Annotated in this window: 19 protein-coding genes; 4 read left to right on the forward strand and 15 right to left on the reverse strand. The window is 64.0% G+C overall.

The genetic code is table 11. The annotated features are described in order from the left end of the window. The first annotated feature begins 100 nt into the window (after positions 1-100). Positions 101-550 (forward strand): Fur family transcriptional regulator, encoded by a 450-nt coding sequence (locus tag CXR03_RS02425; protein ID WP_104052876.1) that lies wholly within the window; start codon positions 101-103, stop codon positions 548-550. 32 nt (positions 551-582) lie between these two features. Beyond that, a complete protein-coding gene (locus tag CXR03_RS02430; protein ID WP_104101690.1) occupies positions 583-2,073 on the forward strand; it encodes a catalase in 1,491 nt (496 codons plus the stop codon). A 209-nt stretch (positions 2,074-2,282) separates the two neighbouring features. On the opposite strand, the gene CXR03_RS02435 is transcribed toward CXR03_RS02430, so the two are convergent. The 6 genes from CXR03_RS02435 to CXR03_RS02460 are packed head-to-tail and all read right to left on the reverse strand — an operon-like array spanning position 2,283 to position 7,516. Continuing rightward, positions 2,283-3,131, reverse strand: coding sequence for a prenyltransferase (locus CXR03_RS02435; protein WP_258073525.1), 849 nt, complete (start codon positions 3,129-3,131; stop codon positions 2,283-2,285). A 35-nt stretch (positions 3,132-3,166) separates the two neighbouring features. Continuing rightward, positions 3,167-3,535, reverse strand: coding sequence for a lycopene cyclase domain-containing protein (locus CXR03_RS02440; RefSeq protein ID WP_104101693.1), 369 nt, complete (start codon positions 3,533-3,535; stop codon positions 3,167-3,169). Next, positions 3,532-3,885: a lycopene cyclase domain-containing protein gene (locus CXR03_RS02445; RefSeq protein WP_104101695.1), complete on the reverse strand. Its 354-nt coding sequence runs from the start codon at positions 3,883-3,885 to the stop codon at positions 3,532-3,534. The genes CXR03_RS02440 and CXR03_RS02445 overlap by 4 nt, the downstream gene beginning before the upstream one ends. Next, positions 3,885-5,537: a phytoene desaturase family protein gene (gene crtI, locus CXR03_RS02450; protein WP_104101696.1), complete on the reverse strand. Its 1,653-nt coding sequence runs from the start codon at positions 5,535-5,537 to the stop codon at positions 3,885-3,887. Before crtI ends, CXR03_RS02445 begins: the two co-directional genes overlap by 1 nt. Further along, the gene (locus CXR03_RS02455) at positions 5,534-6,445 is read right to left on the reverse strand and encodes a squalene/phytoene synthase family protein (protein ID WP_104102766.1); all 912 of its coding nucleotides are present in this window, start codon (positions 6,443-6,445) and stop codon (positions 5,534-5,536) included. Before CXR03_RS02455 ends, crtI begins: the two co-directional genes overlap by 4 nt. 3 nt (positions 6,446-6,448) lie before the next feature. Further along, positions 6,449-7,516, reverse strand: coding sequence for a polyprenyl synthetase family protein (locus CXR03_RS02460; protein ID WP_258073458.1), 1,068 nt, complete (start codon positions 7,514-7,516; stop codon positions 6,449-6,451). Positions 7,517-7,551: 35 nt separating this feature from the next. On the opposite strand from CXR03_RS02460, the gene idi reads away from it, so the two are divergent. Next, a complete protein-coding gene (gene idi, locus CXR03_RS02465; protein ID WP_104101698.1) occupies positions 7,552-8,115 on the forward strand; it encodes an isopentenyl-diphosphate Delta-isomerase in 564 nt (187 codons plus the stop codon). On the opposite strand, the gene CXR03_RS02470 is transcribed toward idi, so the two are convergent. After that, positions 8,070-8,855, reverse strand: a complete 786-nt coding sequence (locus tag CXR03_RS02470) for a glycosyltransferase family A protein (RefSeq protein WP_104101699.1) — start codon at positions 8,853-8,855, stop codon at positions 8,070-8,072. The two genes, idi and CXR03_RS02470, sit on opposite strands and share 46 nt — an antisense overlap. Before the next feature lie 99 nt (positions 8,856-8,954). On the opposite strand from CXR03_RS02470, the gene CXR03_RS02475 reads away from it, so the two are divergent. Beyond that, the gene (locus CXR03_RS02475; protein ID WP_104101701.1) at positions 8,955-9,593 is read left to right on the forward strand and encodes a hypothetical protein; all 639 of its coding nucleotides are present in this window, start codon (positions 8,955-8,957) and stop codon (positions 9,591-9,593) included. Here the strand turns inward: CXR03_RS02475 and CXR03_RS02480 are convergent. The 8 genes from CXR03_RS02480 to CXR03_RS02515 all read right to left on the reverse strand — a co-directional run bounded on the left by CXR03_RS02480 (position 9,552) and on the right by CXR03_RS02515 (position 15,944). After that, positions 9,552-9,680: a hypothetical protein gene (locus tag CXR03_RS02480; protein WP_258073459.1), complete on the reverse strand. Its 129-nt coding sequence runs from the start codon at positions 9,678-9,680 to the stop codon at positions 9,552-9,554. The genes CXR03_RS02475 and CXR03_RS02480 overlap by 42 nt on opposite strands. A 186-nt stretch (positions 9,681-9,866) precedes the next feature. After that, entirely contained in the window at positions 9,867-11,054 is a 1,188-nt protein-coding gene (locus CXR03_RS02485; protein ID WP_104052898.1) for a TerC family protein, read from the reverse strand. A 164-nt stretch (positions 11,055-11,218) separates the two neighbouring features. Beyond that, positions 11,219-11,854: an NTP transferase domain-containing protein gene (locus CXR03_RS02490; protein WP_258073460.1), complete on the reverse strand. Its 636-nt coding sequence runs from the start codon at positions 11,852-11,854 to the stop codon at positions 11,219-11,221. A gap of 4 nt (positions 11,855-11,858) precedes the next feature. Then, on the reverse strand, positions 11,859-12,164 hold the full coding sequence (locus CXR03_RS02495) for a DUF4193 domain-containing protein (RefSeq protein WP_104052900.1): 306 nt from the start codon (positions 12,162-12,164) through the stop codon (positions 11,859-11,861). Positions 12,165-12,404: 240 nt separating this feature from the next. Next, positions 12,405-12,773, reverse strand: coding sequence for a YtxH domain-containing protein (locus CXR03_RS02500; protein WP_104101704.1), 369 nt, complete (start codon positions 12,771-12,773; stop codon positions 12,405-12,407). A gap of 133 nt (positions 12,774-12,906) precedes the next feature. After that, positions 12,907-13,341, reverse strand: coding sequence for a DUF779 domain-containing protein (locus CXR03_RS02505; RefSeq protein ID WP_104101706.1), 435 nt, complete (start codon positions 13,339-13,341; stop codon positions 12,907-12,909). After that, positions 13,341-14,351 carry an alcohol dehydrogenase AdhP gene (gene adhP / locus CXR03_RS02510; protein ID WP_104102768.1) on the reverse strand — a complete coding sequence of 337 codons (1,011 nt, stop codon included), beginning with the start codon at positions 14,349-14,351 and terminating at the stop codon, positions 13,341-13,343. Before adhP ends, CXR03_RS02505 begins: the two co-directional genes overlap by 1 nt. Before the next feature lie 69 nt (positions 14,352-14,420). Continuing rightward, the gene (locus CXR03_RS02515; protein ID WP_104101707.1) at positions 14,421-15,944 is read right to left on the reverse strand and encodes an aldehyde dehydrogenase family protein; all 1,524 of its coding nucleotides are present in this window, start codon (positions 15,942-15,944) and stop codon (positions 14,421-14,423) included. Positions 15,945-16,116 lie beyond the last annotated feature (172 nt).

The raw sequence follows: 16,116 nt of genomic DNA on the forward strand, positions 1-16,116 counted from the left end.
CCCCTGTTATTGAACGTCGGTCCGAACTCCTGAGACCACACTAGTGGGCAGGCTCGAGTCTTATTATGAATTATTCATAATAAGTGGTTAGCTAGTGGCCATGACATCGACAGCAGCCACCGCAGAGACCACCGCACGGTGGTCCGAAGCGCTGCGCACCCACGGTCGTCGGGTCACTAAGCAGCGGCTGGCGGTCCTCACCGCCGTCGAGCATCACCCCCATGCTGTGGCCGACGACGTCGCCGCCGCAGCACGCGGGGAACTTCCGGACATCAGCCTGCAGTCCGTCTATGTGGTCCTGGCGGACCTGACCGAAACCGGGCTGCTGCGGAAGATCGAGCCGCCGCACTCCCCCGCCCGGTACGAGACCCGCGTGGATGACAACCATCACCACGCGATCTGCACCGGCTGCGGACGGATCGAGGACGTGGACTGCGCAGTGGGGCACGCGCCTTGCCTGACGCCGGAGAACACCCACGGCATGACCATCCAAATTGCGGATGTGCTCTACCGGGGGCTCTGCGCAGACTGCGCCGGCCAAGCTTCCTGACGTCATCTGAACACCCTTAAGAAAGAGAGAGCATGTCGAATTTCACCACCACCCAGACCGGCACACCGGTTGGCAGCGATGCCAACTCGCTGAGCGCCGGCCCCAACGGAGCCATCGCCCTGCACGACCGTTACCTGGTCGAGAAGCTGGCCCAGTTCAACCGTGAGCGCATCCCGGAGCGCATCGTGCACGCCAAGGGTGGCGGCGCATTCGGTGAGTTCGTGGTCACCGAGGATGTTTCCAAGTACACGCGTGCCGCTGTCTTCCAGCCGGGCACCGTGACGGAAACCGTCCAGCGCTTCTCCTCGGTGGCCGGCGAGCAGGGCTCCCCCGACACCTGGCGCGACGTTCGCGGCTTCGCGCTGCGTTTCTACACCTCCGAGGGTAACTACGACATCGTGGGCAACAACACCCCGGTGTTCTTCATCCGCGACGGCATCAAGTTCCCCGACTTCATCCACTCGCAGAAGCGCCTCCCGGGCTCCGGTCTGCGTGACGCTGACATGCAGTGGGATTTCTGGACCAACTCCCCCGAGTCCGCACACCAGGTCACGTACCTGATGGGTGACCGCGGCATCCCGACGTCGTGGCGCGAAATGCCCGGCTTCGGCTCGCACACCTACCAGTGGATCAACGCCGCCGGCGAGCGTTTCTGGGTGAAGTACCACTTCACGTCCAACCAGGGCAACCACGAAATCACCGGTGCAGAGGCCGAGAAGATTGCCGGCGCTGACGCCGACTTCTACCGCCGCGACCTGTACGAGGCCATCGCCGAAGGCAACTTCCCGTCCTGGGACCTGCACGTTCAGGTCATGCCGTACGAAGATGCCAAGACGTACCGGTTCAACCCGTTCGACCTGACCAAGGTCTGGCCGCACGCGGACTACCCGCTGATCAAGGTGGGTACCCACACCCTGAACCGCAACCCGGAGAACTTCTTCGCGCAGATCGAGCAGGTTGCCCTGTCCCCCGCGAACCTGGTTCCCGGCATTGACGCCAGCCCGGACAAGATGCTGATGGCCCGCATCTTCTCCTACCCGGATGCACAGCGTTACCGCATCGGCGCCAACTACAACCAGCTGCCGGTGAACGCACCGAAGGCTCCGGTTAACAACTACTCGCAGGACGGCGCCATGCGCTTCTCCTACAACTCCCCGGAGACCCCGGTCTACGCGCCCAACACCCTGGGCGGCCCCGTAGCCGATGCCGCACTTGCCGGCGAGGGCTCCTGGGAGAGCGACGGCTCGCTGGTCCGCGCCGCCGCTACCCTGCACTCCGAGGACAGCGACTTCGGCCAGGCCGGCACGCTGTACCGCGAGGTGTTCGACGACGCCGCCAAGGAGCGTTTCCTGGAAACGATCACCGGTGCCGTCTCCGGCGTTCAGCGCCCGCACATCCGCGAAGCTGCGATCCAGTACTGGACCAACGTTGACGCGACCCTGGGCGAGAAGCTGCGCCTGAACCTCGCCTCCGGTGCAACCACACCGACCGAGAAGGCCGAGTTTGTGGGCGTTGCCGACTAACTCCGGGCTCTCCGGCGACCACCTTCGGTGGTTGGTGAAATGACATGAGCGGCCGGTCCCTTCGGGGGCCGGCCGCTTTTGCGTCTTCGGCGACCGGTTTGGGATTCGGCGACTGGTTTGGGATTCGGCGACTGTGCGGACCGGCAGGGATTTCCCAAACCGGTTGCATCTGCCCAAAACGGAGGGAACCCTCGGTTGCTGGTGCTTCCCTACCGGTTGGGCCAGTACCAGATGATGAGCATGGTCACGAGGAAGCCGGTAAGGAAATTCAGCTTCAAGAAACGCTTCCAGCCGGCGTTGGCCCGCTCCGAATCCGCATCCGAAATACTGAGGAAGGGCAGCAGGTTGAGGATGTACGGCAGCGCCAGCAGGCTTCCGAGCGTCGCCGGCCACGGGGTTAGGAGCATCAGCAGGCCGCCGGCGAGATAGGCTGCGGCGGCAATCCGGACCACGGCTTTGGCGCCGAGGACCGTGGCGATGGAGCTGATCCCTCCCTCGCGGTCCGGGACCACATCCTGCACGGCGCCGAACGCCTGGCTCGCCATCCCCCAGAGGAAAAACGCACCCAGCACCGCCCACAGCCCCGGCGTGAACGCTGCTCCCGCCAGCACCAGCCCGTAGACCGCGGGCGAGACGAAGTGGGTGCTGGACGTGATGGAGTCCAGGAAGGGACGTTCCTTGAACCGCAGCCCGGGGGCGCTGTACGCAATGACGGCAAAGACGCTTACAGCGAGCACCAGCCAGGACAGCGGGTTACCCAGCACGACCAGCGCAATCAGGAACGGAACATTGGTGACGACGGCGGCCCACAGGGTGATCCGGTGGAAGCCGCGGTCCAGGACCGCCCCCTCCACTCCACCCTTGCGGGGGTTGTGCAGGTCCGACTCGTAGTCGAAAACGTCGTTGATGCCGTACATCGCCAGATTGTAGGGAATCAGGAAGTACAGCGTTCCCAGCACCCAGGTCAGGTCAATGCCGCCCGTGGTGATTAGGTAGGCGGCGGCAAACGGATACGCGGTATTAACCCACGAGAGCGGCCTGGACGAGACCAGCAGCATCCGCAGCGTCGTTCCCGCCGTACGGGTGGTTGTGCTCACTGTTTCTCCTGGGGATTGATGGCGGCGTTGCGGGCCTTCAGGGGGTTGTTTCGCCTTCCAAGGAGCATCCACAGAGCCGGCAGCAGCAGCACGGCGGCAACTGTGTAGGCGAAGTCTTCCAGCGGTGCCCTGCCGATAAAGGCACCCGAGATACGCTCCGGGTTGTACCAAAACAGTCCTGCGGCGATCATCACGTTGTCGAAAACGGCAGTGAGGAGCAGCAGGACAACGGCGGTGATGCCCAGCGCCGCCAGCACGCCTTTCCGGCCGCCCGCCGTCGTCGTCGTGGTTCGCCGCATCAGGGCGAAGAGCAGCACAACGGCCGCCGGAACCAGGAACACTGCGTTCAATGCCCAGTACGTCACTGTTCCGCCTCCTGCCGGGAACTGCTGCTGCGCTTTCCGGCGCGGTTCAGCACCAGGGACACCAGGCCAAACAGGACCATGGTCAGGTAGCAGAGGAAGCCGAGGAAAAAGACTTCCTCCACGGGCAGGTGCGGTGCCAAGACAATCCCGAGCATGATCGGCGTTTCACCCCGGTAGAAGATGTCCAGCCCAATACCGCCCAGATCCCACAGCAGGAAAAACACCAGCCCGATTGCCGTCACCGAGGCGGCACGCCTGGCGTCCGCGAAGAAGAAGAGCCGGAACCGGTGATCCAGTGCCACCATGCAGCCGATCGACGCGAGCAGCAGGAACAGATAGAGGAACCCCACTAGGCACGGCCTCCCGGAGTCCGGTCACCGTGTCCGGACGGCACGGGCAACTCTTCCGTGCTGGTGTCCCCGCGCAGCCGCTTGAGCACCAGTTCCGCACTGATCAGGCACATTGGCAGTCCGATGCCCGGCAGGGTGGAGCCGCCGGCGTAGAGCAGCCCGTCTACCTTGCGGCTGGCATTGGAACCGCGGAAGAACGCGCTCTGCTTGAGCACATGGGCAGGGCCGAGCAGTGTTCCGCGCCAGGAGTTCAGGTCCTGGACAAAGTCCTGCGGGCCCACGGTTCGCCGGACCGTGATGCGCTCGGCGAGGTCCGGGATGTTTGCCCAGTCGGAGATCTGGGCGATGACGGCGTCGGCCATCCGCTCGATCCGTTCGTCGCCGCCGCCGTCCATGCCACCGGCGCCCAGGGAGGGATCCGAGGGCACCGGCACCAGGACGAAGATGTTCTCGTAGCCGTCAGGAGCGGCGTCGGGGTCCGTCGCGCTGGGACGGCAGACATAGAGCGACGCGGGATCCGGCACCGAGGTTTCCTTGCCGAAGATCTTGCCGAAGTTCTCTTCCCAGTCCTTGGTGAAGAGCAGCGTGTGGTGGGCCAGGGACGGCAGCGTCCCGCGGACACCCAGGTGCAGCAGCAGCCCGCCGGGGCCGGGGATGCGGTTTTTCCAGTAACGCTCCGGATAGGTCTGCAGGTTCCGGGGCAGCAGCGAAGTTTCGGTATGGTGCAGGTCCGCCGCGGAGACCACCAGATCGGCATCCAGCACCAGTGCCTGTCCGGCAACATTGGTGTATTCGACGCCCGTGGCCCGCACGCCGGGGCTGCGCCGGAAACGGTTCAGCCGTCCGGCCGGCTCAGGATCCGTAGTGCGGATCCGTGTGACGGTCGCATCGGTACGGATCGTGACGCCCTCCGCGGTGGCCAGATCGGCGATGACGCTGATCAGCCGGGTAAACCCGCCCATCGGATAGAGCACTCCGTCCGCCAGGTCCAGCCGGCTCATCAGGTGGTACATGCTGGGCGTGGTGAACGGGGACGAGCCCAGGAACACCGCCGGGTAGCCCAGGATCTGCCGGATCCGGGGATCGGTGAACTTCTGTGCCACGAAGGAGCTCAGCGGCTGCAGCAGCAATTGGGCAAGCCGGGGACCGCGTTTGAGCACGTCGGGGCGCAGCAGCGGCAGGAAGGAAGCGAAGGTCGAATAAAGGAACCGTTTTTTGGCCATGTCATAGACGTCGACGGCGGAATCCAGGTACTTCTCGAGCTTGGCTCCGGCGCCGGGCTCGAGGGATTCAAACAGTTTCACGTTCTCAGCGCGCGTGGCCGCAATGTCGACGGGTTCGCCGGAACCTTCAAAGATGACCCGGTAGCCGGGGTCCAGCTGCACCAGGTCCAACTGCTCCTCGGCGGAGGTGCCCATGAGGCGGAAGAAATGGTCGAAAACCTCGGGCATCAGGTACCAGGAGGGCCCTGTGTCGAAGCTGAAACCGGCGCTTTGCCAGGTACCGGTGCGTCCCCCCGGGACGGACTGCTGCTCCAGGACGGTGACCCGGAGGCCTTCCCGAGCCAGCAGTGCCGCAGTGGCCAGGCCCGTGATGCCGCCGCCGATCACAACGGCGGTGCGGGGAGGTGCGGATGCGGTCCTGCGGGTCATGGCTGCCTTCCGGCTTCGGTGCCGCGCTGCGCCGGGCGGCGGAGGCGGTGGGTGTAAAGCGTTTGTGCCGCAATGCGCAGCTTCACCGGGTTGGGCACCCGGACGCGGCTGCTGCGCAGCTGCCGTGCAGGTGTGGCCCGGAGTCGGCGCGACAGTTCACTGAACAATTCCTGCGCCAGTGCCACGGCGGGCCGCGCAGCCGGCGGGAGCTCCGCAATGGACGCCCCGGAGACCAGAAGGTCTGCATCGATGTCATCCAGCAACCGGTGCTTATCCGCTTCTGAGAACGACCCCACGCTGATGCCGGGAAAGTAGCTGCGGCCCAGCGTGTCGAAGTCGTCCGCCAGGTCCCGCAGAAAGTTGACCTTTTGGAAGGCGGCTCCCAGTCGCTGGGCACCTTCCTGCAGGCGTTTGCCCCGATCCTCGCTGACCTCGGTGCCGTGCAGGAAACACTGCAGGCACATCAGGCCGATAACTTCGGCCGAGCCGTAAACATAGTCGTTGAAGGATTCGGCGGTGTGCTCGGTGCGGAGCAGGTCCGCGCGCATGGACCGGAAGAACGGAGTGGTCAGTTCCCCGGTAATACCGGTGGCGCGGGCGGTCAGGGCGAAGGCGTGCACCACCAGGTTCACGCTGTAACCGGTGTTCAAAGCCTGCCGCGTTTCCGCTTCCAGGGCATCCAGTACGCGGGCAACGTCCTCCGGCGGCAGGGCCGCCTCGGCGGCCACGCCGTCCACGATTTCATCTGCCAGCCGCACCAACGCGTAGATGGCCTCGATCTGCAGCCGGGTCCTGGGCGGCAGCAACCGCGAGGCCAGCCCAAAGGACGTGGAGTAGGAACGGATCACTACAGACGCCGTCTCCACGGCGACCTTGTTGTACAGCGAGAGGCCGCTCTGCCTGGCCATCACCTACCGTCCCCGGTTCACGGCGCCGGCCACGATACGTTCGAGCACCTGGCGCAGCGGCCCCGGGATGGACGGGCAGTTCAGGTGGGACCGGGCACGGTCCGCGTATTCCTCCGCCAGGGTCCGGGCGTAGTCACGGGCTCCGGAACTGATCAGCAGTTCCCGTGCGCGGTCCGCTTCCTCGGCGGTAAGATCCGGGCAGCCGATGAGATGGGACAGTTCTTCCCACGACTCACCCTGGGCGGCGTGCGCAATGAGAACCGTCCGCTTTCCCTCCCGCAGATCGCTCAGGTTCGATTTCCCGGTGGCGCTCTCCTTCCCGAAAACACCGAGCAGATCATCGACGAGCTGATAGGCAATTCCAGTGTCCCGGCCAAAGTCGCCCAGCGTTGCGACGGCGTCGTCGTCTGCTCCGGCCAGCACCGCACCAGCCTGCAAAGGTGCTTCGAAGGAGTAGACAGCTGTCTTCAGGCGCTCCATGTCGAGGATCTCGGGGATCTGGGGTGCACCGGGGGAAAAGGAAAAGTCCACGTCGATCAGCTCGCCTGCGGCGGAGGCAAAGACTGCGTCATCCAGGATCGCCGCGAGTCGAAGCCGGGTCTGCTGGTCGGTGTCAACGGTGTCCAGCATCCGGAACGCCCCGATCAGTGCCAGGTCTCCGGCGATGATTCCCGCTGACATGCCCCGGTGCCGAGCGGATTCCGGTGTCTGCCCGGCTGTCTGCGCCAGGGCCCGGTAGGTGCCCGAAACATTCTCGTGTCCGCGCCGCATGAAATCCAGGTCGATGACGTCATCGTGGATGATCAGCGCCGTGTGCAGCAGCTCAAAGGCTGCGCCCACCCGGGCCGCCGCCTCCGTGTTCGTGCCGCCCAGATGATGATAAGCAGTCATCAGGATTCCAGGGCGGACGCGTTTGCCGCCCACCGTGGATTTCTCCAATGTGTCCCACAGGCTAAGGTAGCTGGGACTAAGTTTGGCTGCACGAAGCTTTGCCTGGGAAAAGAATTCACGCAGGACACCTTCCACCTGCTCGTATCCGACGGCTGGGTCAAGCAGTGGTTCGGTCTCCATAGGTCCAGTAAACACGGTGAGTATACGGAGGAGAAATGGCGCAACGCGGGGAACTCGTAGTTCTCGTGAATTCAGATGGCACGCCCGTCGGAACGCAGGAAAAATCAACGGTCCACACAACTAATACGCCCCTGCATTTGGCGTTTTCCACTCATGTGTTTAACCGTGCCGGACAATTGCTCGTAACCCGGCGGGCCTTAAGCAAGCTGACGTGGCCGGGAGTGTGGACCAATTCCTTCTGCGGGCATCCCGGTCCTGGCGAGGCCACAGAAGACGCCGCCATCCGCCGGGCGGACAGGGAGCTGGGCCTGACACTGGTCCGGGACCAGCTTGACCTTCGGCTGCCGGATTTCCGCTACCGGGCCGTGGATGCCTCAGGAATCGTGGAACATGAGATCTGTCCTGTCTACACGGCGGTCACGGACGCAGATCCCGTGCCTGCCGCGGATGAGGTCATGGACTGGAAGTGGGCGGATCCGCTGGCGCTGGCCGAGGCCGTGCGCCTGACCCCATGGGCCTTCAGCCCATGGCTGGTGCTGCAGTTGCCCCTGCTCTATCCGGAGGTATTCGCGGGCAGCGGTTCCTCCGTGCCGGCATAGGCCGCAGAGGAGAACCGGCGGGGCCAGCGGACCCACGGTGCTTCAGCGGGCCAGTGTGCCCACAGGGTGTGGAAGGCGCGGCGGAAACGCCGGATGACGTTCGCGGTTCCAATCAGGGCCCGCGGGGCCATGCCCACCACCAAGGTCCGTTCAAAGCGTCCTCGATAGCGCTGGCCCATATGCAGACTGAGGCAGACGTCGTCGTGCATTTCCGGATCGCTCCGGTGCACCTCGGAGCGGATCTCACACCACGCTGACCGGCGCAGGGCGAGGTTGGACCCGAAGAGCGGCAGATGCCCCATGGCCAGACCCATGGCCAGGTAATAGGACCCGAGGTACAACACACTGAGCACAGCGCCAACCGGCCTGCGGAATCCGTAGAAGGAGCCCGGCCCGGAGAGCGCCGCGAGGGCGGGATCGGCACAGAAGGATTGTGCTATCCGCTGAATCCAATCCGGCGGCAGCACGCAGTCGGCGTCGCACCGCGCAATGATGTCTCCTGTCGCGGCGTCGTAGCCGGCGGCAGCTGCGGCCGGAATTCCGCGTTCGCCCTCAAACACCACGCGGGCACCAAACCGGCGCGCGACGGCGGCGCTGGCATCAGTGCTGTTGTTGTCCACCACCACGATTTCAAGCGGAGGCACCGATTGTCCGGCGAGGGAAGCCAAGCACCCCTGGAGGGCGGCCGCGTCATTCAAACAGGGGATCACCACGCTGACTGAGGGCAGGGCGGCAGACATGGGGGAAGTCTACCGGGACCGGCATCGGTCTGGGACACGGCGGACCTCCCGGATGCTGCTCGTCTGCCGCCGGGCCGCACGCTGCGCTACCGTGAATTCATGATTGACGCCCTCCTCCGCCGTCCCGCGGGTTCCGGAGAGTTCTTCGCTGACGGGGTGCGCCTGGCCGTCCTGTTCAGCCTCGCTGCCGCTCTCCTCTGGTACGGACCGGTGGACGTGGCCCTGTTTTTCCTCGTCTTGGGGGGAACACTGGTCTCACGTTCCCTGAACATCTCCCGGCTTTTTGACGGACTCTACGGGCTGACACTGCTGACCGCGGCATGGAGCAGCGTCCTGGACGTGTACGCGCGGGTGGGCTGGTGGGACATTCCGGTGCACTTCGCCGCCACCGGCGTCATAGCCGGCATGACGTACTTCCTGCTGTCCCGCCTCGGAGTGATTTCCGTTCCCGAGTGTCGCCCCGCACCTGCCGCAGCCCGGCTGGCCGTGCCGGTGCTGGTTTTCGCCCTGGGGCTGGCCGTAAGCGTGTTGTGGGAACTGGGCGAGTGGTGGGGCAACTCCTTTGTGGACGCCGCGATCAACGTGGGCTACCAGGACACCATGGGTGACCTGGTAGCCGGTGGATTGGGCTCGCTGCTCGCCGGCGTCGTGATGGATCAGATGATCCGGCGGAACCCGGAATCAGCAGCTCCCGCATCAGGTGCCGGTTCGCCGCTGCAGCGCCGCCTCCACCGCTGATACCAGCGCGTAAAGCACGATCGAAGCAAGGGTCACGACGACGCCGGCCCAGACCTGGTCATACCGGGCCCGGGAAACGGCTGACACGATCCCGTAGCCTATCCCCTGGCCGGTTGCCAGCCGGGCAGGCCGGCGCTTGCGCCCCGCCCGTCCGTTCCCGCTGAATCCGCGGCCAGGCACAAAAAAGTCCGGACGGGGCCCTGCGCCCCGTCCGGACTTTGATCCTGCTGTGTGCGGTTACTTGCTGATGTACTACTACTTGCTGATGTACTACTACTTGCTGATGTACTTGGCGTGCGCCTCGTGCGCCCGGGCTACCTCTGCCCGGATCTCCTCGATGTCCTTGACCTTATTCCGGTACTTGAGGTCCATCCCGGCGATCTGCCGTTCTTCCTCACAGAGCGCGGTGTAGATACGTTCCCGTTCACCTTCATCCGTCGTGTAGGACAGGTCCAGGTAGGCGTTGGCGTGGCGGCGGGCATTGTTCACGGCCGTTTGGGCCTTGCCGGCCGGGCTGACCAGCGACGCGATGATCGTGACCGTCAGGACGCCGATGATCACACCGAGGGACAGTCCCGTGCCGATCTCGATGACCTCCACATGCTCACCGTTGTTGATGAACCACAGCGTGTTTTCGTGCAGTGCATGCAGCACCAGCTTCACACCGATGAAGGCGAGAATGGCGGCCAGACCGTAGGAGAGGTAGATCAGGCGGTCCAGCAGTCCATCGATGAGGAAGTAGAGCTGGCGCAGGCCCATCAGGGAGAACGCGGTGGCGGTGAAGACAATGAACGTGCTCTGGGTCAGGCCGAAGATGGCCGGAATGGAGTCCAGGGCGAAGAGAATATCGGTTCCGCCGATGGCCACCATGACCAGCAGCATGGGGGTGAGAACCTTCTTGCCGTTCTCCACGGTGACGAGCTTGTCGCCGTCGTAATGGTCGGTGGTGGGCAGCACACGCTTGGCGATGCGGATGATGAAGTTGTTCGCCTCATCCTTTTCGCTGTTCTCGGGCTTGAGCAGGTTGCCGGCCGTGATCAGCAGGATCAGGCCGAACAGGTAGAAGATCCACGAGAAGGAGTTGATCAGCGCCGCGCCCAGGAAGATGAACCCGGTCCGCGCGATCAGGGCGAAGACGATGCCGAAGAGCAGGACTTTCTGCTGGTCTTCGCGGGGCACCCGGAAGCTGGCCATGATGATGAGGAAGACAAAGAGGTTGTCCACTGAGAGGGCCTTCTCAGTGATGTATCCGGCGAAATACTCACTGCCGGCGGTGGCTCCGCCGAAGACCAGGACCAGGACGCCGAAGACGAGAGCCAGACCCACATAGATGGAAGACCAGACAGCGGCTTCCTTGAGCGTGGGAATATGCGCCTTGCGGATGTGGAAGAAATAATCGAAGGCCAGCAGGCCCAGAATGACGGCAATCGTCACTCCCCAGATCAAGGGGGAAACAGTCATGGAAATCCGCTTTCGTAGGGTCGTCAGAGAACCATAGGTCTCTCCGGCAACCCTGAACAGGTGCCCGCTGCATCCGGCGGGGCCATCGGTGCCCAGCGTGTTGACGGATAACGGCGAAGTGGATACTCCCCTACGAAGGGATCAGTCTAACGGGTTTGGAAGCGTTACTGCCACTCATTGTTCGCGGCGATCTCCAGAAGCGGCAGGTCAGCCGGGGTGTCAACGTCCAAACCGTCAGCGAGGTCAGAGCAGTTGACGACGTCGATGAGTGAGGGATTGGCGTGCAGGTACGCTCTGGCGCCGGCGTCTGCAGCCGCCGTCTCCGCCGCAGCGGCGGCCAGGACCGGGTCAAAGACCAGCGGATGGCCGCGGCGAAGATCGGCTGACCCGGGCTGTCGGTAGCCGGCGGCGGTGATTCGGCCGGGTTGATGGCGTGCAATCAACCGGCCGACGACGGCGGCGCTCACCCCGGGCTGGTCGCCGAGTGCCACCAGCAGCGCTTGTGCGCCGGGGTGGTCCGCCAGCGCGGCGTTGACGCCTCGGCTAAAGGAGGATCCCAGTCCGGTTTCCCAGGACGGGTTGGTAACTATTCCGGCCCGGTCCAGCCGCGCATGGGCCAGCACCCGGTCCGCTTGTGCCCCAAGGACCACGGTAATCTCAGTGCAGCCGCCGCTGCGAAGCTGCGTGAGGATGTGTTCAATCAGCGGCCTGCCCCGGAAGGACAGCAGCGCTTTGGTGCCCAGACCCAAACGGGTGCCCGCCCCGGCAGCCAGCACAAGGCCAACCACCGGGACGGGCACGATGTCAGCCTTCGCAGTCAGAGCAGTACTTCATGCCGTTCTTTTCCAGGGCCACCTGGGAGCGGTGGCGGACCAGGAAGCAGGAGGCGCACGTGAATTCGTCGTCCTGCGCCGGAACCACGCGGACCAGCAGTTCCTCGCCGGAGAGGTCAGCGCCGGGGAGTTCAAAACTCTCCGCGGCCTCTGTTTCGTCAACGTCTACGGCGGTGGCGGACGGGGTCACACTGCGCTGGGCCTGCAGTTCTTCAAGGGACGCGGTGGATGCTCCGTCGTCCTCGGTCTTGCGCGGTGCGTCGTAATCTGTCGCCATCTTCCTTGGCTCACACTCCTATTTTCAGCTCATTGTCGGATCCGGCCTTGATCGTAACGGATGGACGGCAACTCCCCTGCCTCCAAGGGCAACAATCCGGACATATTCGCCGCAGGCCGAATGCCGGTGCAGCCCGCCGTGCACCCAGGGCAGGTCCGGCACCCTGCCGCGCCGACCCCAGGCATGCCAAAGGGGCGCCCCGTTTCCGGAACGCCCCTTCGAAATACCTGTGTAGTTTGGCTACGGCTTCTTGGGCTCGGGCTGCACTTCGGCCGGGGCCATGGTGTGGTTGCCGCCCGTGGTGAAGGATCCGTTGGAAGCGGAGCCGGTTCCGCTCGCTTCAGCGGGCTTGGGAGCGGATGAGCCTGTCGACGAGGCGGGCTTACCGGAATCCGATGAATGCGAGACCTTGTCCTTGGCAGTGGAAGCAACCTCGGACACCTTCTCCTGCAGTCCGGGTGCCTTCTCCTTTGCCCACTCCGTGCCGTGGGAAACAGTTTCCTGGACCTTGGGGTCCTTCCAAAGTTCCATCAGCTTGTCGCGGCCGGCCTTGGAACCGAGCAGGTAGCCAACGCCTGCGCCGGCTAGAAATACGAACTTCTTAACCATGGTGCTCCTCATTCCTGCCCCGGTGAGGGGCATTGCGAATACCGCCTGGGTGTTCATACGCACACTACCGCCGGAAGCGGAAGAATCAACAGCAACCTTACTATGTCCGGACCGGTTCCGCTTACCGGTGTGCCTAGCTGTCCATCAGGCGGGACCGGATGAGGAACCGCTTGCCCTCCGGAGCTTCAACAGAGAAGCCGCTCCCCCGGCCCGGGACCACGTCGACCGTAAGGTGAGTGTGCTTCCAGTACTCGAACTGTTCCAGGGACATCCAGAAGTCCAGTTGTTCCCCGGGCGCCACCTCAAAGGTCCCCAGCAACACATCCGCTTCAGAGGTGATGAAGTCCCCGGCTGGATAGCACATCGGCGATGAGCCGTCGCAGCAGCCGCCCGATTGATGGAACATCAGCGGGCCGTGCTGTTCCCGCAGCTGCAGCAGGAGCTCCTGCGCAGCAGCCGTCAACGCCACCCGGGAAAAGTTCTCCCCGGGCAGCGTGACGGCGGCCTCCAGCACCCCTGCAGGCACAAGGGCGGCGAGGTTGGAGCCTGCTTCCTGGTTTGCAACCATCAGTACTGGACAACCACCCGTCCGTCGACTTTGCCCTGCTCCAGCTCCTCCATCACGGCGTTGATCTCCTCAAGGTTCCGGGTGCTCACCTTCGGGTGGATGAGGCCGCGGTCGTAGAAGTCGATTGCCTCGGCAAGGTCCTGCCGGGTGCCCACAATCGAGCCGCGGATGGTGAGTCCCTTGAGCACAATGTCAAAGATGGGTGCCGGGAAATCTCCCGGCGGAAGGCCGTTGAAGACAATGGTGCCGCCGCGCCGTGCCATGCCGATTGCCTGTCCGAATGCCGAGGGATGGACCGCTGTAACCAGCACGGCATGGGCACCGCCAATCTTGGACTGGATTGCCTCGACGGGATCCTCGGTGCGTGCATTGACCACCACTTCGGCGCCGAATGACGATGCGAGCTCCAGCTTGTCGTCAGCGATGTCCACAGCCGCAACCCGCAGCCCCATGGCTTTGGCATATTGAACTGCGATATGGCCCAGCCCTCCAACGCCGGATATCACCACCCATTGCCCGGGCCGTGCTTCGCTGACCTTCAGCCCCTTGTAGACGGTCACTCCGGCGCACAGCACCGGGGCGATCTCCACCGGGTCCGCGCCCTTGGGGATGCGGGCGGCAAATTTGGCGTCAACCAGCATGTATTGACCGAAGGATCCGTTGACGGTGTAGCCGCCGTTCTGCTGCTGCTCGCACAGCGTTTCCCACCCGGTGCGGCAGTACTCACAAACGCCGCAGGCGGACCACAGCCACGCGTTGCCCACCATGTCCCCCAGGGCGACATCCGTAACGCCCTCTCCCACAGCAACAACTTCACCGACGCCCTCGTGGCCGGGGATGAAGGGCGGAGTGGGTTTCACCGGCCAGTCACCCTGGGCAGCGTGAAGGTCAGTGTGGCAGACGCCGGTGGTGACCAGCTTAACCAGCACCTGCCCCGGTCCGGGGTCCGGGACCGCCACTTCTTCCACTGACAATTCCTGTCCAAGCTCGTTGACTACGGCTGCTTGCATGTTTGCCATTTGGTCCTCATCTGATTGATCCGCACGGGTGTAGTTCAGCGTAAGTTCGGCCGTCCGGGGTTAGAAGAAGCCCTGCTTATTTTCGGCGTAGCTGACCAGCAGGTTCTTGGTCTGCTGGTAGTGGTCCAGCATCATGGCGTGGTTCTCTCGTCCGATGCCGGAGGACTTGTAACCGCCAAACGCAGCGTGTGCGGGATAGGCATGGTAGTTGTTCACCCATACCCGGCCGGCCTGGATGTCCCGGCCTGCGCGGTACGCGGTGTTGCCGTTGCGGGACCATACGCCGGCTCCGAGACCGTAGAGGGTGTCGTTGGCGATGGCCAGGGCTTCGCCGTAGTCCGAGAAGCGGGTCACCGAGACCACCGGGCCGAAGATCTCCTCCTGGAAAATGCGCATGTTGTTGGTGCCTTCAAACACGGTGGGCTTCACGTAGAAGCCGCCGGCGAGGTCGCCGTCGAGCATTAGCCGCTCCCCGCCGGTGAGAACTTTTGCGCCCTCCTGATGCGCAATGTCCATGTAGGAGAGGATCTTTTCCAACTGGTCGTTGGACGCCTGCGCACCGACCATGGTGTTGGTGTCCAGCGGATTGCCCTGGATCATCTGCGCGGTGCGCGCCAGCGCATCGGACATGAACGAGTCGTAAATGGAGTCCTGGACCAGCGCCCGTGAGGGGCAGGTGCACACTTCACCCTGGTTCAGGGCAAACATGTTGAACCCTTCCAGTGCCTTGTCGTAGAAGGCGTCATCCTCCTGTGCGACGTCGGCGAAGAAGATGTTCGGGCTCTTGCCGCCCAGCTCGAGGGTGACCGGAATAAGGTTCTGGCTCGCGTACTGCATGATCAGCCGGCCGGTGGTGGTTTCACCGGTGAAGGCGATCTTGCGGATCCGCTTCGAGGATGCCAGCGGCTTGCCGGCCTCCACGCCGAAGCCGTTGACCACGTTGAGCACACCGGCGGGCAGAATGTCCGCGAGCAGTTCCATGAGGACCATGATCGAGGCCGGGGTCTGCTCGGCCGGCTTCAGGACGATGGCGTTGCCCGCGGCAAGCGCCGGAGCCAGTTTCCAGACAGCCATGAGGATGGGGAAGTTCCACGGGATGATCTGCCCCACCACACCCAGCGGTTCGTGGAAGTGGTAGGCCGTGGTGTTGTCGTCGATCTGGGAGAGCGTGCCCTCCTGCGCACGGACGGCTCCGGCAAAATAGCGGAAGTGGTCAACGGCCAGCGGCATATCCGCGGCCAGCGTCTCACGGACGGGCTTGCCGTTGTCCCAGGTCTCGGCAACGGCCAGCAGCTCCAGGTTTTCCTCGATGCGGTCGGCGATGCGGTTCAGGATCTGTGCCCGCTCCGCCACCGAAGTCTTGCCCCACGACGGAGCGGCCTTGTGCGCCGCGTCCAGGGCCAGGTCAATGTCCTCTGACGTGCCCCGGGCCACTTCGCAGAACACCTTTCCGGTGATCGGAGAAACGTTTTCAAAGTACCCGCCCTTGACCGGGGGCACCCATTCGCCGCCAATCCAGTTCTCGTATCGGGGCTTGAAGGAAAGCTTGGAACCCTCGGTGCCGGGCTGTGCATATACGGTCATGTTGCGCTCCTGGAGTTGTGACGTCGGTGTCTTTTCCGTCGGTGGCATGAGCGTAGACCCGGCTACGTTGCATCTACGTAGCGCCAAGGATGGTGCAGCGCCTGCACCGGCACTATTGTTGCCGTGGGCAATTTTTCCGGACCTGCCCCCGGACGGACCTGACAAGGACGGC

It is taken from the genome of Arthrobacter sp. 08Y14 (assembly GCF_002929455.1).
GTDB classification, from domain to species: domain Bacteria; phylum Actinomycetota; class Actinomycetes; order Actinomycetales; family Micrococcaceae; genus Arthrobacter_B; species Arthrobacter_B sunyaminii.